Origin of the sequence: Delftia sp. ASV31 (assembly GCF_016428765.1) — a bacterium.
Classification (GTDB): Bacteria; Pseudomonadota; Gammaproteobacteria; order Burkholderiales; family Burkholderiaceae_C; genus Comamonas; species Comamonas acidovorans.
Genome location: NZ_JAELTK010000002.1, coordinates 1 through 13,357 on the forward strand (window position 1 = coordinate 1; position 13,357 = coordinate 13,357).

At 65.4% G+C, this 13,357-nt stretch carries 11 protein-coding genes; 9 read left to right on the forward strand and 2 right to left on the reverse strand.

Features of this window, described 5'->3' with window-relative positions; genetic code table 11:
* Positions 1–61 precede the first annotated feature (61 nt).
* Positions 62–2,620 (forward strand): ribonuclease R, encoded by a 2,559-nt coding sequence (gene rnr, locus JHD82_RS00910; protein ID WP_199135205.1) that lies wholly within the window; start codon positions 62–64, stop codon positions 2,618–2,620.
* 6 nt (positions 2,621–2,626) lie between these two features.
* Here the strand turns inward: rnr and JHD82_RS00915 are convergent, their stop codons facing one another.
* On the reverse strand, positions 2,627–4,204 hold the full coding sequence (locus tag JHD82_RS00915) for an NAD(P)H-hydrate dehydratase (RefSeq protein WP_199135145.1): 1,578 nt from the start codon (positions 4,202–4,204) through the stop codon (positions 2,627–2,629).
* A 43-nt stretch (positions 4,205–4,247) separates the two neighbouring features.
* Positions 4,248–5,519, reverse strand: coding sequence for an FAD-dependent oxidoreductase (locus JHD82_RS00920; protein WP_199135146.1), 1,272 nt, complete (start codon positions 5,517–5,519; stop codon positions 4,248–4,250).
* 370 nt (positions 5,520–5,889) lie between these two features.
* Here JHD82_RS00920 and rpsB point away from each other — a divergent pair, with 370 nt between their 5' ends.
* The 8 genes from rpsB (at position 5,890) to rseP (ending at position 13,321) form a co-directional block, all read left to right on the forward strand.
* Complete coding sequence (gene rpsB, locus JHD82_RS00925) at positions 5,890–6,642, forward strand: 30S ribosomal protein S2 (protein WP_012206747.1); 753 nt, start codon at positions 5,890–5,892, stop codon at positions 6,640–6,642.
* A 113-nt stretch (positions 6,643–6,755) separates the two neighbouring features.
* The gene (tsf, locus tag JHD82_RS00930; protein ID WP_012206746.1) at positions 6,756–7,652 is read left to right on the forward strand and encodes a translation elongation factor Ts; all 897 of its coding nucleotides are present in this window, start codon (positions 6,756–6,758) and stop codon (positions 7,650–7,652) included.
* A 64-nt stretch (positions 7,653–7,716) separates the two neighbouring features.
* Positions 7,717–8,439, forward strand: coding sequence for a UMP kinase (pyrH, locus tag JHD82_RS00935; protein ID WP_012206745.1), 723 nt, complete (start codon positions 7,717–7,719; stop codon positions 8,437–8,439).
* A 43-nt stretch (positions 8,440–8,482) separates the two neighbouring features.
* A complete protein-coding gene (gene frr, locus JHD82_RS00940) occupies positions 8,483–9,043 on the forward strand; it encodes a ribosome recycling factor (RefSeq protein WP_012206744.1) in 561 nt (186 codons plus the stop codon).
* Positions 9,044–9,078: 35 nt separating this feature from the next.
* Positions 9,079–9,825 (forward strand): polyprenyl diphosphate synthase, encoded by a 747-nt coding sequence (gene uppS, locus JHD82_RS00945; protein ID WP_034396177.1) that lies wholly within the window; start codon positions 9,079–9,081, stop codon positions 9,823–9,825.
* 13 nt (positions 9,826–9,838) lie between these two features.
* Complete coding sequence (locus JHD82_RS00950) at positions 9,839–10,693, forward strand: phosphatidate cytidylyltransferase (protein ID WP_199135147.1); 855 nt, start codon at positions 9,839–9,841, stop codon at positions 10,691–10,693.
* A complete protein-coding gene (gene ispC / locus JHD82_RS00955) occupies positions 10,690–11,868 on the forward strand; it encodes a 1-deoxy-D-xylulose-5-phosphate reductoisomerase (RefSeq protein ID WP_043819021.1) in 1,179 nt (392 codons plus the stop codon). The genes JHD82_RS00950 and ispC overlap by 4 nt, the downstream gene beginning before the upstream one ends.
* Positions 11,869–11,950: 82 nt before the next feature.
* Positions 11,951–13,321 carry an RIP metalloprotease RseP gene (gene rseP / locus JHD82_RS00960; RefSeq protein ID WP_043795909.1) on the forward strand — a complete coding sequence of 457 codons (1,371 nt, stop codon included), beginning with the start codon at positions 11,951–11,953 and terminating at the stop codon, positions 13,319–13,321.
* Positions 13,322–13,357: the final 36 nt, after the last annotated feature.

A 13,357-nucleotide genomic window follows, 5' to 3' on the forward strand; every position in this document is an offset into this window, starting at 1 on the left:
CCCCCCCCCCCCCCCCCCCCCCCCCCCCCCCCCCCCCCCCCCCCCCCCCCCCCTTTTAGATGTGTATAAGAGACAGATCGAGGGCAGTGTGCAGGGGCACCGCGACGGACATGGCTTCGTCATCCGCGATGACGGCGAAGGCGACATCTTCCTTCCCCCCAACGAAATGCGTGCCGTGCTGCACAAGGACCGCGTGAAGGTCCGCATCGTGCGCCAGGACCGCCGCGGCCGGCCTGAAGGCCGGGTGGTCGAGATCATCGAGCGCCCTGCGCACAACATCATTGGCCGCTTCTTGCAGGAAAGCGGTGTGTGGCTGGTGGCGCCCGAGGACAAGCGCTACGGCCAGGACATCCTGATCCCCGCCAATGCCACAGGATCGGCCAAGATCGGCCAGGTGGTGGTGGTGGAACTGACCGAGGCGCCTGCGCTGTTCGGCCAGCCCGTGGGACGCATCATCGAAGTGCTCGGTGAAGTCGATGATCCCGGCATGGAGATCGAGATCGCGGTGCGCAAGTACGGCGTCCCGCACGTGTTTTCCGATGCCTGCCTGGCGCAGGCCAAGGCGCTGCCGGACAGGGTGCGGCCTGCCGACTGCAAGAAGCGCATCGACCTGACCGATGTGCCCCTGGTGACCATCGATGGCGAGGACGCGCGCGATTTCGACGATGCCGTCTACTGCGAGCCCGCCAAGGTCGGGCGCAGCAAGGGCTGGCGCCTGCTGGTTGCGATTGCCGATGTGAGCCACTACGTGACCACGGGCAGCGCCATCGACATTGATGCCTATGACCGCGCCACCAGCGTCTATTTCCCGCGCCGCGTGATCCCCATGCTGCCCGAGAAGCTGAGCAATGGCCTGTGCTCGCTCAACCCCGATGTGGACCGCCTGTGCATGGTCTGCGACATGCTGATCACCGCCAAGGGCGAGATCCATGCCTATCAGTTCTATCCGGCGGTGATGCACAGCCATGCGCGCTTCACCTATACCGAGGTGGCGGCCATCCTGGCCAATACGCGTGGCCCGGAGGCTGCCCGGCGCTCGGAGCGCGTGGGTGACTTGCTCAATCTTCATGGCGTCTACCAGGCGCTGCTCAAGTCGCGCGAGGCGCGCGGCGCCGTGGACTTCGAGACCACGGAGACGCAGATCGTCTGTGACGAGAACGGCCGCATCGAGAAGATCGTGCCGCGCACGCGCAACGAAGCGCACAAGCTGATCGAGGAGGCCATGCTGGCCGCCAATGTCTGCAGTGCGGACTTCATCGAGCAAAGCGGTCGCGTCGGCCTGTTCCGCGTGCACGACAAGCCCTCGCTGGAAAAGCAGGACATTCTGCGCAACTATCTGAAGGCCATGGGGGTCGGTGTGGCGTTGAGCGAGAACCCGGCCACGTCCGAGTTCCAGGCCATTGCCAACGCCACCAAGGACCGTCCCGACGCCCAGCAGATCCACACCATGCTGCTGCGCTCGATGATGCAGGCCTTCTACACGCCCGAGAATTCGGGCCACTTCGGCCTGGCATTCGACGCCTATACGCACTTCACCAGCCCGATCCGCCGCTATCCCGATTTGCTGGTGCACCGCGTGATCAAGGCCGAGCTCGAAGGCACGCACTATCGCCTGCCCGAACTGCCCACCCCCGGAGAAGCCGAGGCCAAGCTGGCCAAGCGTCTGGCATCACGCGTCAGCCCGCCCGGCCAGAAGCCGCGCAAGCGCGCGCCCGCTGCCGAGGTCCAGGCCTGGGAGGCCGCCGGCCTGCACTGCAGTGCCAACGAGCGCCGGGCCGACGAGGCCAGTCGCGATGTCGAAGCCTGGCTCAAGTGCAAGTACATGCGCGAGCATCTGGGCGAGGAGTTCGGCGGCATGGTCTCCGCGGTGACCACCTTCGGCATCTTCGTCACGCTCGACGCCATGTATGTGGAGGGGCTGGTCCACATCACCGAGCTGGGTGGCGACTATTTCCGATTTGACGAGGCGCGCCAGGAACTGCGCGGCGAGCGCTCGGGCATTCGCTATGGCATCGGCACGCGGCTGCGCGTGCAGGTCAGCCGCGTGGACCTGGATGGCCGGCGCATCGATTTCCGCCTGGTGCGCGATGGCGAAGAGCAGCCGGCCTCGGGCCGGCCCGGCAGGGCGCCGGCGCGCACGGAAGCCCATCAGGGCGAAAAATGGGGCCGCCGCGATGCCAAGGAAAAGCGGGCGCAGCGCAACGCGGGAGGCTCCGGCGGTGCAAGGCCTGAGTCTGATGCAGCGGCGTCGGCCGGCAAGCAGGGGCGCAAGGTGTCTAAAAAGGCCATGGTCAAGGGTGTGAACCTGGCCGCGCTGGAAGCTGAATATGCGAATGCCCAGCCGCGCCCGGCTACCTCGGCGCGGCAGAGCGACATGGGCGAGGCGGTTGCGGAACCATCATCCGCTGGCTCCGCTGCGCGACCCCGCAGAGGCCGGGCGTCCGAGGCGCGCAAGTCCGAGGCACGCAAGCCTGCGGCCACGGATGCTGCTGCCCACGGCCTGCCGCAGCTGCCTCCACCGTCGCCGGTGCAGGCACTGCGCGCCTTGGGCAAGAAGGCCTTGGGTGCCGTCAAGTCCAAGGTGACGGGCAACACATCCAAGCCCCGGCGCAAGTCCTGAGGGTTTTTATGCTCCGAGCTGCTGGGCTAGCGCGCTGGCGCTGAACGGGATGTGCGCGGGCCAATGGTCTGCCGCAAATCCATGGCGCCAGGCCGCCAGGGCTGCTGCCTGCGTGGGCTCCAGGCCCTGGGCCCACAGCGCGGCAATCAGCCCGGCGAGCACATCGCCGGTTCCTCCGGTCGACAGGCGGGCGTTTCCCGTGGGATTGATCCAGCAAGGCGGTGCATCACTCTCTCCCTGAGGTCCGGCGATCACGGTGCCGGAGCCTTTGAGTAGCGCGGTGCAGTCGAAGCGTTGCGCCAGCTGCCTGGCGGCGTGCAGCCGCTGTGCCTGGACCTGTGCGGTGTTCGTCTTCAGCAGGCGGGCGGCCTCCAGCGGGTGGGGTGTCAGCACCGTGTGCAGGTTGCGCTGGCGGCGCTCTTTCAGGAGCGAGGCCAGCGATTCATCTTCGGCAACGGCATTCAGTGCGTCTGCATCCAGCACCAGCCTGGGGGCTTGTTCCAATATCTGGGGCAGCCATGCGCGCACCGCCACGCCGCCCCCGCATCCGCAGGCCACGGTGGTGCTGCGCCAGTCCTGCGCTTCAGGGCTGCGCAGCATGATTTCGGGCCAGGGCGCGGTGGCCTGGCCTGACCCGGCCGAGGCATCGAGCAGAGCTAGCATCACGCGCCCCGCGCCACCATGCAGCGCGGCCAGGGCAGCCAGCCAGGCGGCGCCGGTCATGGAAAGGCCGCGCTGTCCCAGCCCCTCTCCGCCAAGGATGGCCACGTCGCCAAAGCTTCCCTTGTGGCTGGCGTGCGGGCGCGGGGCGCTGGCGCCTGGTGAAAACAGTTGTGCGCAGGGCAGGGGAGTGAGGATTGGCTCGCCTTTCGCCAGTCCCGTGTCCAGGTCATCCCACCATATCTGGCCGCAGGCATCGCGGCCACTTCCTGTGAACAGTCCAGGCTGCAGCGTCAGCAGCGCCAGTGTGTGCCGTGCGCTGGCTGGGGCGTTCGGGGGTGCGAATCCAGGCAGGTACTGCCCGGTGTCGGCATCCAGTCCGGAGGCTATGTCCGCGCAAAGGACCGGGCTGTTGCTGGACTGCAGGCTGCGCAGCAGAGTGAGCAGGCGCTCATTCGTGCCGGTGCGTGGGCTTGCGGCATCTGGCTGGCGCAGGCCGATGCCCAGCAATGCGTCAATGCACAAGTCCTGTGGTCCCATGTCGGCGGGCATGTGTTCGGTCCATTGCACGCCGGCTTCGTGGGCGGCGTCCCAGGCGGCGCGTGCATCGGTGGGCATGTGGGCGCGTTCGCGCACGCAGCTGACCAGAATGCGGCAACTGCGGGCCTTTTCTGGCGCCGCATTCAGGCTTTGTTGCAGCCAGGCGGCTGCCTGCAAGCCATCGCCGCCGTTGTTGCCGGGGCCACAGGCTATCCAGATGCAGCGTGCATGGGGAGCGATGGCGCGTGCCAGGCGTGCCAGGCCCGCGCCTGCGCGTTGCATGAGGCTGTGCGCGGGCAGTTTGGCTGCCGCCTGCTGTTCCAGGGTGCGAGTGGCTGCCGTATCAAACAGCGGCAAGGCGGTGGATGTGGGAATGCGCAGCATGGACCGAGCATAGCGGTCCGCCGCCCGGTGGTGGATAGGGCGATCAGCCGAAGCGGCGCGGGTCGAGCAGTGCGCTGTCCAGGAAGCTGGCGCGGTTGTCCATCAGGTCGCTCAGCATGCTCGCGCACCCCTGCGCGATGGCGGCGCCGCAGCTGCCGTGTCCCAGGTTGAGCCAGATGCCGGGCAGTCCGCTGGCGCCCACCAGCGGCAGTCCATCGGCCGTGCACATGCGCGTGCCATGCCAGATCTGTACGCCCGAGGCCAGCACCGCGCTGCCGGGGAAAACCATGTTGAGGCGGTGATACATGCGCTGCAGCGTGGCCTCATGCATGGGGCTGCGGCGGCCCAGCTCTGCGCCGGCCACGATGCGCATGCGCTGGCCCAGGCGGACCAGGGTCATCTGCTCACTCCAGTCCACGATGGCGTGGCGGGGTGCATAACCTTGTTCGCGCAAAGGGGCGCTGACGCCATAGCCGTGCAGGGCGATCATGGGTGGGCGCAGGCCCAGCGGCGTGAGCAGGCCCGTGGCCTCGGCGCCGGCGCAGACGACGATGGCGTCGTGCGAACGGGGGAGGTCTTCGCCCAGCAGCTGCAGGCGTGCGGTGCGCCCGGCGCCGCCGGGCTGCAATCTCTGCACCAGGCGCTGCGTTTCGAATCGTGTTCCTGCCGACTGCGCAGCCTGGCGTTGCATCAGCGTGGCAAGGCGGCCATTGGCTGCGCCTGCCTGTGGGAAATACAGGGCGCCTGCGAGCGTGGTTTCCTCGCCCAGAGCGGGTTCGCGCAGCCGGGTCTGGGTGGCATCCAGTGCCTCGCAGCGCGTGCCGGCCTCGGCCAGTGCGTCCAGCGCAGGCTTGAGTTGTTCGTGCTCGGCCTCGCTGCCCAGCAGCACCAGGCTTCCGGCGACATATTCCGGGTCAAACTCCCATTGCCGCCACAGCGATTGCTGGAACTGCTGGCTGCGCTGCGTGAGCGCCTCCAGCGCCGCCATGGCGGCTGTGGGCACGTTGCCTTTGCGCAGTTGCCGTCCGGCCTGGCGCCATTGCCATAGCCAGCGCAGCTGGGCTGCGAGGTTTCCGGGGCCCATGCGCGGCAGGGCCTGCCGGCCGGGAAGGGCGGGGGAGCGTTCGGCGGTCGAAAGGCCGGGGATGCTCCAGGGCTGGAGCAGGCTGGGGCCCAGCCAGCCGGCATGTCCGAAGCTGGCTTCTTCGGCTGCGGTGCCGTGACGCTCGTAGACGGTGACCTCGTGGCCGGCCTGTGCCAGTGCGTGGGCTGTCGCAACGCCAATGCTGCCGGCGCCCACAATCGCGATGTTCATTTTGGGGTGGAATCTGCTGAAGTGCCCGGATTATCAAGCGGATGCAGCTATCACTACAGGAGTGTGTGCATCTTGTGCAACTGCCGTGGCCGTGAGGGGTGGTGAGAGCTCTTTGAGCGCGAAGCCTCGGTTGAGGGGTGGCGTGTGCTAGAATCTTGCGGCTTTGCTAGGGGTTCCCCCTGATTTTCTCCGGGATTACCGGGGGTCAGGCGAAAGCTTTTGGGTGCGGAGTGTTCGTCAAGAACGCCTGCCCATGCTTGGGGATCCTGCGCAAAGTCAATCGCAAACCAGTCCCTTCAAGGTGTTGCGCCCTGTGTTTCAGGGGGCAATTGTCGGGCTGGATTTTAGACCTAACCTTTGAGGTATTCATATGTCCGTCACTATGCGCGAGATGCTGGAAGCAGGCGTCCACTTCGGTCACCAGACCCGTTTCTGGAACCCCAAGATGGCCCCCTTCATCTTCGGTCACCGCAACAAGATCCACATCATCAACCTGGAAAAGTCGCTGCCGATGTTCCAGGACGCCCAGAAGTTCGTCAAGCAACTGGCGTCCAACGGCGGCACGATCCTGATGGTCGGCACCAAGCGCCAAGCCCGCGAGATGGTGGCTGCAGAAGCCCAGCGCGCTGGCGTGCCCTTCGTTGACCAGCGTTGGCTGGGCGGCATGCTGACCAACTTCAAGACCGTCAAGACGTCCATCAAGCGTCTGAAGGAAATGAAGGCCCAGCAAGAAGCCGGCCTGGAAGCCATGAGCAAGAAGGAACAGCTGATGTTCGTTCGCGAACTGGAAAAGCTGGAAAAGGACATCGGCGGCATCCAGGACATGAACAGCCTGCCCGACGCCATCTTCGTGATCGACGTGGGCTTCCACAAGATCGCCGTGGCCGAAGCCAAGAAGCTGGGCATCCCCCTGGTTGGCGTGGTTGACTCCAACCACAACCCCGAAGGCATCGACTATGTCATCCCCGGTAACGACGACTCTGCCAAGGCTGTGCAACTGTACGCCCAAGGCATCGCCGACGCGATCCTGGAAGGCCGCGCTGCTGCACTGACCGACGTGGTCAAGGCTGCATCCGGCGAGAGCGGTGACGAGTTCGTGGAAGTGGAAGAATCCGCTGCCTGATTGAGCTTGTCCGGCTGAGCGACCTCGTCGCTGAATAAGAAGCGGGGCTCAGGGTAGCCCCGTTTTTTTAGCCGAAATCCTGTAACGAATCGAACTGACATTGGAGAAATACGATGGCTGCAATTACCGCAAGCATGGTGGCTGAACTGCGCGCAAAGACTGACGCGCCCATGATGGAATGCAAGAAGGCCCTGACCGAAGCCGAGGGCGATCTGGTCAAGGCTGAAGAGCTGCTGCGCGTCAAGCTCGGCACCAAGGCTGGCAAGGCTGCCTCGCGCGTGACCGCCGAAGGCGTGATCGCCGCCTTCATCAATGGCAACCAGGGTGCCATGATCGAAGTCAACAGCGAAACCGACTTCGTGTCCAAGAACGACAGCTTCATCGCGATGGCCAATGCCGCCGCCAAGCTGGTCGCCGAGCAAAACCCCGCTGACGTGGCCGCGCTGAGCGCCCTGGCCTATGAGCAGGACGGTTTCGGCCCCACCCTGGAAGATGTGCGCAAGGGCCTGATCGGCAAGATCGGCGAGAACATGTCCTTCCGCCGCTTCAAGCGTTTCGACGGCACCAGCCTGGCTTCGTACCTGCACGGTTCGCGCATCGGCGTGGTCGTCGAGTTCGACGGCGATGCAACCGCTGCCAAGGACGTCGCCATGCACGTGGCCGCCATGAAGCCCGTGTCCGTGACCAGCGCTGACGTGCCTGCCGAGCTGATCGAAAAGGAGCGCACCGTTGCTGCCGCCAAGGCTGCCGAATCTGGCAAGCCTGCCGAGATCGTCGCCAAGATGGTCGAAGGCTCGGTTCAGAAGTACCTGAAGGAAGTCTCGCTGGCCGACCAGGTCTTCGTGAAGGCTGCCGACGGCAAGCAGACCGTGGCCCAGATGCTCAAGGCCGCCAACACCAACGTCAAGGGCTTCACCCTGTACGTGGTCGGCGAAGGCATCGAAAAGAAGGTGGACGACTTCGCTGCCGAAGTGGCTGCCCAAGTGGCCGCTGCCAAGGCCGGCGCCTGATTCGTCTGAGCGCCTGAACCGTTCCCTTCACCATCCACCACCATCCACCTTTCGGAGAAACACCATGTCCAACGCCGCACCGGCCCACAAGCGCATCCTGCTCAAGCTGTCCGGTGAGGCGCTCATGGGCGACGACTCGTTCGGCATCAACCGTGCCACCATCGAGCGCATGGTCTCCGAGATCGCCGAAGTCACCCGCGTGGGTGTCCAGGTGGCCGTGGTGATCGGTGGAGGGAATATTTTCCGTGGCGTGGCTGGTGGTTCGGTCGGAATGGACCGCGCCACCGCCGACTACATGGGCATGCTGGCCACCGTGATGAATGCCCTGGCCCTGGCAGATGCCATGGACAAGCAGGGCCTCATCGCCCGTGTCATGTCGGCCATTGCCATCGAGCAGGTCGTGGAGCCCTATGTGCGCCCCAAGGCCCTGCAGTATCTCGAAGAGGGCAAGGTGGTGGTGTTCGCCGCCGGCACCGGCAACCCGTTCTTCACGACCGATACGGCCGCGGCACTGCGCGGCGCGGAGATCGGTGCCGAAGTGGTGCTCAAGGCCACCAAGGTCGATGGTGTCTACACCGACGACCCGATGAAGAATCCCAACGCGACCCGCTATCACAAGCTGGCTTTCGACGAGGCCATTTCGCGCAACCTGGGCATCATGGACGCCACTGCCTTTGCGCTGTGCCGCGATCAGAAGCTGCCTATCCGGGTGTTCTCCATCATCAAGCCCGGCGCGCTCAAGCGCGTGGTCATGGGCGAGGATGAGGGCACGCTGGTGTACGCTTGAGCGTTTTGATCCCGCGTTTCACAGCTCTTCAAGGAACAAGAACATGACGATTGCAGACATCAAGAAGACCACCGAGTCCAAGATGGGCCAGTCCATCGAAGCGCTCAAGAACAATCTTGCGCGTGTGCGTACCGGCCGTGCCAACCCCTCGCTGCTGGACTCCATCCATGTGGACTACTACGGCTCCATGGTGCCGCTGTCCCAGGTGGCCAACGTGAACCTGCTCGATGCGCGCACCATCAGCGTGCAGCCCTGGGAAAAGAGCATGTCCGCCAAGGTGGAGAAGGCCATTCGCGAAAGCGATCTGGGTCTGAATCCTGCCTCGCTGGGCGATCTGATCCGCGTGCCCATGCCTCCCATGAGCGAGGAACGCCGCAAGGAAATGACCAAGCTGGCCCGCAACGAAGGCGAAGCTTCCAAGATCGCCGTGCGCAACCTGCGCCGCGACGCCAACGAAGCCGTCAAGAAGCTGGTCAAGGACAAGGAAGCCTCGGAAGACGACCAAAAGCGTTGCGAAGCCGATGTCCAGAAGATGACCGACAAGCACATCACCGAGATCGACGCGCTGGTGGCTGCCAAGGAACAAGACATCATGGCGGTCTGAGGCGTTCTGCCTCGCTTGCCTCAGGGCCTGTACCTTTGACAAACCAAGACTCCGGCGCGGTGCCGCGCCATATTGCCGTCATCATGGATGGCAATGGACGCTGGGCCAATCGCCGCTTTCTGCCGCGACTGGCCGGCCACAAGCAGGGCGTGGAATCGCTGCGCCGCTGTGCCCGCGCCTGCGTCCAGCGCGGCGTGCAGGTCCTGACCGTCTTCGCTTTCTCTTCCGAGAACTGGAACCGCCCCGAAGAGGAGGTTTCCGGTCTCATGGGCCTGCTGGCCAATGCCCTTGCCAAGGAAGTGCAGCAACTGAGCCGCGATGGCGTGCGCCTGCACTTCATCGGCGACCGCAGTGGCCTGAGCGAGAAAGTGTGTGCAGGCCTGGCCCAGGCCGAGCAGGTCACCGCACACAACAACCGCCTGGTGCTCAATGTCTGCTTCAACTACGGCGGGCGCTGGGACATTGCCCAGGCCGCAGCCCGGCTGGCAGAGCAGGGCGAGCCCATCACCCCGCAGAGCCTGGACCGCGCACTCGCGCTGGCCCATGTGCCCGACCCGGACCTGCTGATCCGCACTGGCGGGGAGATGCGCATCAGCAACTTCCTGTTGTGGCAGGCCGCGTATTCAGAGCTCTTCTTCAGTGCCAGCCTGTGGCCTGATTTCGACGAGGCCTGCCTGGACGAGGCCATTGCCGCCTTCACTTCGCGCGAGCGGCGCTTCGGCCAGACCTCCGCGCAAGTACACCAATCACAATCGAAGTCGTCCCATCAACAGACGACCTGAACAAGGGGGAGCCATGCTCAAGCAGCGAGTCATCACCGCCCTGATCCTGCTGGCCATCTTGCTGCCTGCGCTGTTCTATCCGACGGGCGTTCCGTTCGCCGTGGTGGTGCTCGTGCTCATGGCAGCGGGTGCCTGGGAATGGGGCCGTCTCAACGGCTTTGGCTCCGCTGGTGCCATCGGCATAGGTGCCATCTGCACGGCGATGTGCGTGGGGACCTGGGCCGCGGGCTGGCTGGAGCGTCCCCTGGCCGCGGTCTGGGTGGTCGCTGGCTCCGCCTGGGTGCTGGGCGGCGCGGCGCTGCTGCGCGCAGGCGTGGCCGGCTGGCCGCGCATTGCGGGGCCTGTGCGACTGGTTGGCGGAGTGCTGGCCCTGTGGCTGGCCTGGGTGGCCGTGGTGCAGGCGCGCATGACGGGCATCAACTTCCTGCTGTCGGTGCTGGTGCTGGTCTGGGTGGCCGATGTCTTTGCCTATTTCGCAGGCCGGACCCTGGGCCTGAAATTCACCAAGTCCAAGCTCGCGCCGTCCATCAGTCCCGGCAAGAGCTGGGAAGGCGTGTGGGGCGGCATGGCCGGCGTGCTGGTGCTGGCCTTGGCCTGGGTCTGGGCGGACCGCCACTACGCGGTGGCCGTGCCCAGTTTCTATTCGTTGCTGTTGGCGCGCGGGGCCTGGTTCCTGCTGCTGGCGGTTGTGTTCATGGCCGCGATGAGCGTGGTCGGCGACCTGGTCGAATCCCTGGTCAAGCGCAGCGTGGGCGTCAAGGACAGCAGTGGTCTGCTGCCCGGCCATGGCGGTGTGCTTGATCGCGTCGATGCCCTGCTGCCGACCCTGCCGCTGGCCATGATGCTTTCCTCTTTCGCGCATTCATGAAGCAGAAAATCACCGTCCTGGGCTCCACGGGCTCCATCGGTACCAATACGCTGGACGTGGTGGCGCGCCACCGCGAGCACTACGAGGTCTTTGCACTCAGCGCGGCCACGCAAGTGGACCTGATGCTGCGCCAGTGCGCCGAATTCAAGCCCGCCTATGCCGTCATGGCCAGCGCGCCACACGCGAAGCTGCTGGCTGAGCAACTGCGCAGCAATGGGCTGGCGACCGAAGTGCTGCAGTCGCCAGACGCGCTGGAGCAGATCGCCTCGCATCCCGAGGTCGATGCCGTCATGGCTGCCATCGTCGGTGCGGCGGGCCTTGCGCCTTGCCTGGCGGCCGCGCGCGCGGGCAAGCGCCTGTTGCTGGCCAACAAGGAGGCTCTGGTCGTTGGCGGCGCACTCTTCATGGACACGGTCAAGCGCCACGGCGCGACTCTGCTGCCCATAGACAGCGAGCATTCGGCCATTTTCCAGTGCCTGCCGGAAGACCGAGCCAGCTGGCCCGATCGCGTGGACAGTCTGCTGCTCACGGCGTCGGGCGGACCCTTTCGCCTGCGCGATCCGGCCACCTTGTCCGAGATCACGCCGGAGCAGGCCTGCGCGCACCCGAACTTCTCCATGGGGCGCAAGATCTCCGTGGACTCGGCGACCATGATGAACAAGGCGCTGGAGGTGATCGAGGCACGCTGGCTGTTCGACATGGCTCCCGACAAGATCAAGGTCGTCATCCACCCGCAGCAGATCGTGCACTCCATGGTGCAGTTCAAGGATGCCTCGGTGCTGGCACAACTGGGCACGCCCGACATGCGCGTGCCCATCGCCTGCGGCCTGGCTTGGCCACGGCGCATCGCCAGCGGCGCGGCGCCCCTGGATTTCGCGAAGCTGTCGGCCCTGACCTTTGAAGAGGCGGATGCCGTGCGCTTTCCGGGCCTGCATCTTTCCTGGCAGGCGCTGCTCGCCAGCGAGGGAACTACGGCGGTTCTCAATGCTTCCAATGAAGTCGCCGTTGCCGCCTTCCTGGAGCGACGCCTGGCATTTGACCGTATCCACGCTGTGAATTTGCGCACTCTCGAAACCTTGCTGCCGCCTACACTGGGCAGCTTGGACGATCTGCTGGCCCTGGACGCCCAGGCCCGCGAAATCGCGCACACCGTGGCGCGGCAGTGGCAGCTGTAATGCCGGCTTCGCGGGCCAGACCGGGTTTCTCGGTGGGCCTGCGGCGGTATCCAGGTGCGCATTGGATTCAAAGGAGTATCAATTGTTGCTGACCGTAGTTGCATTCGTGGTCGCGCTGGGCGTGCTGATTGCCGTCCACGAGTGGGGCCACTACCGCGTCGCTGTGGCCTGCGGCGTGAAGGTGCTTCGGTTTTCCGTCGGCTTCGGTCGCCCCATCCTGCGCTGGAAGCGCAAAGGTTCGGACACGGAATTCGTCATCGGTGCACTGCCGCTTGGCGGCTATGTGCGCATGCTCGACGAGCGTGAGGGTGAAGTCCCTGCCGACCAGCGCCATCTGGCATTCAACACCCAGCCGCTGCGGTCACGTGCGGCCATCGTGGCGGCAGGCCCGGTGGCCAATCTCGTGCTGGCCATTGCGCTGCTGGCCATCGTCAATTGGATGGGCATGCAGGAGCCCGTGGCGCGATTGGCCACGCCGCCGGCGGGCACGGTGCTGCAGATGGCGGGCGTGCAGGGCGGTGATCGCGTGCTGCGCATCGCCTTGGGCGACCAGGAGTGGGAAGAGGTCCGCTCCATCAATGATCTGCGCTGGACACTGACGCGCGCCGCGCTCGATGATGAGTCGGTGCGCATGGAAGTGCTCCAGGGCCGGCGCACCGCTCCGTCCGAACTGCGGCTGGCGCTGGCCGGGCAGGTGCAGGGCGAGCCCGATGCCGCCTTCTTCGAGCGCCTGGGCCTGTTGGGACCCTGGACGCAGCCCGTGCTGGACAAGGTGATTGCCGGTGGTGCCGCCGAAAAGGCCGGCCTGCGCCAGGGCGACCTGGTGCTGCGCGTGGGCAGCACCCCGGTGGATGATGGCACCCAACTGCGCAATCTCATCCGCAAGATGGGTGCATCGGGCCAGGTCCAGCAGCAGGTCTGGCTGGTGGAGCGCGATGGCAGGCAACTGCAGATTCCCGTGCTGCCTGATCTGGGCCGCTCGGAAGATGGCAAGGAGAGCATTGCCCGCATCAGTGCCTACATCGGCAGCGCTCCCGAGATGGCTCTGGTGCAGCGCGGTCCGCTGGAAGGCCTGTGGGCTGGCGTGCAGCGCACCTGGGAGCTTTCGTCGCTGACGCTGCGCATGATGGGCCGCATGGTGATAGGCGAGGCATCGCTCAAGAACATCAGCGGCCCCTTGACCATTGCCGACTATGCGGGGCGCTCGGCCAGCATGGGCCTGGTTCAATACCTCTCGTTCCTGGCGCTGATAAGCATCAGCCTGGGGGTTCTCAACTTGCTCCCCCTGCCGGTGCTCGATGGCGGGCACCTGATGTATTATCTTTGGGAGGGCGTGACTGGCCGAAGCGTGTCGGAAGTCTGGGCCGGGCGCTTGCAGCGTGCAGGCGTGGCGGTTTTGATGATGATGATGTCCGTCGCCTTTTTCAACGATATCAACCGGCTTTGGGGCTAACTTTTCAGCCGTTTTCGGCAAGCCGCAGCGGCGGCA

Coding starts and splice junctions, on each gene's coding strand:
- JHD82_RS00915 (WP_199135145.1), bottom strand. CDS start 4,204: ATGCTGCGCATTCCCACATCCACCGCCTTGCCGCTGTTTGATACGGCA.
- JHD82_RS00920 (WP_199135146.1), bottom strand. CDS start 5,519: ATGAACATCGCGATTGTGGGCGCCGGCAGCATTGGCGTTGCGACAGCC.
- rpsB (WP_012206747.1), top strand. CDS start 5,890: ATGTCCGTCACTATGCGCGAGATGCTGGAAGCAGGCGTCCACTTCGGT.
- tsf (WP_012206746.1), top strand. CDS start 6,756: ATGGCTGCAATTACCGCAAGCATGGTGGCTGAACTGCGCGCAAAGACT.
- pyrH (WP_012206745.1), top strand. CDS start 7,717: ATGTCCAACGCCGCACCGGCCCACAAGCGCATCCTGCTCAAGCTGTCC.
- frr (WP_012206744.1), top strand. CDS start 8,483: ATGACGATTGCAGACATCAAGAAGACCACCGAGTCCAAGATGGGCCAG.
- JHD82_RS00950 (WP_199135147.1), top strand. CDS start 9,839: ATGCTCAAGCAGCGAGTCATCACCGCCCTGATCCTGCTGGCCATCTTG.
- ispC (WP_043819021.1), top strand. CDS start 10,690: ATGAAGCAGAAAATCACCGTCCTGGGCTCCACGGGCTCCATCGGTACC.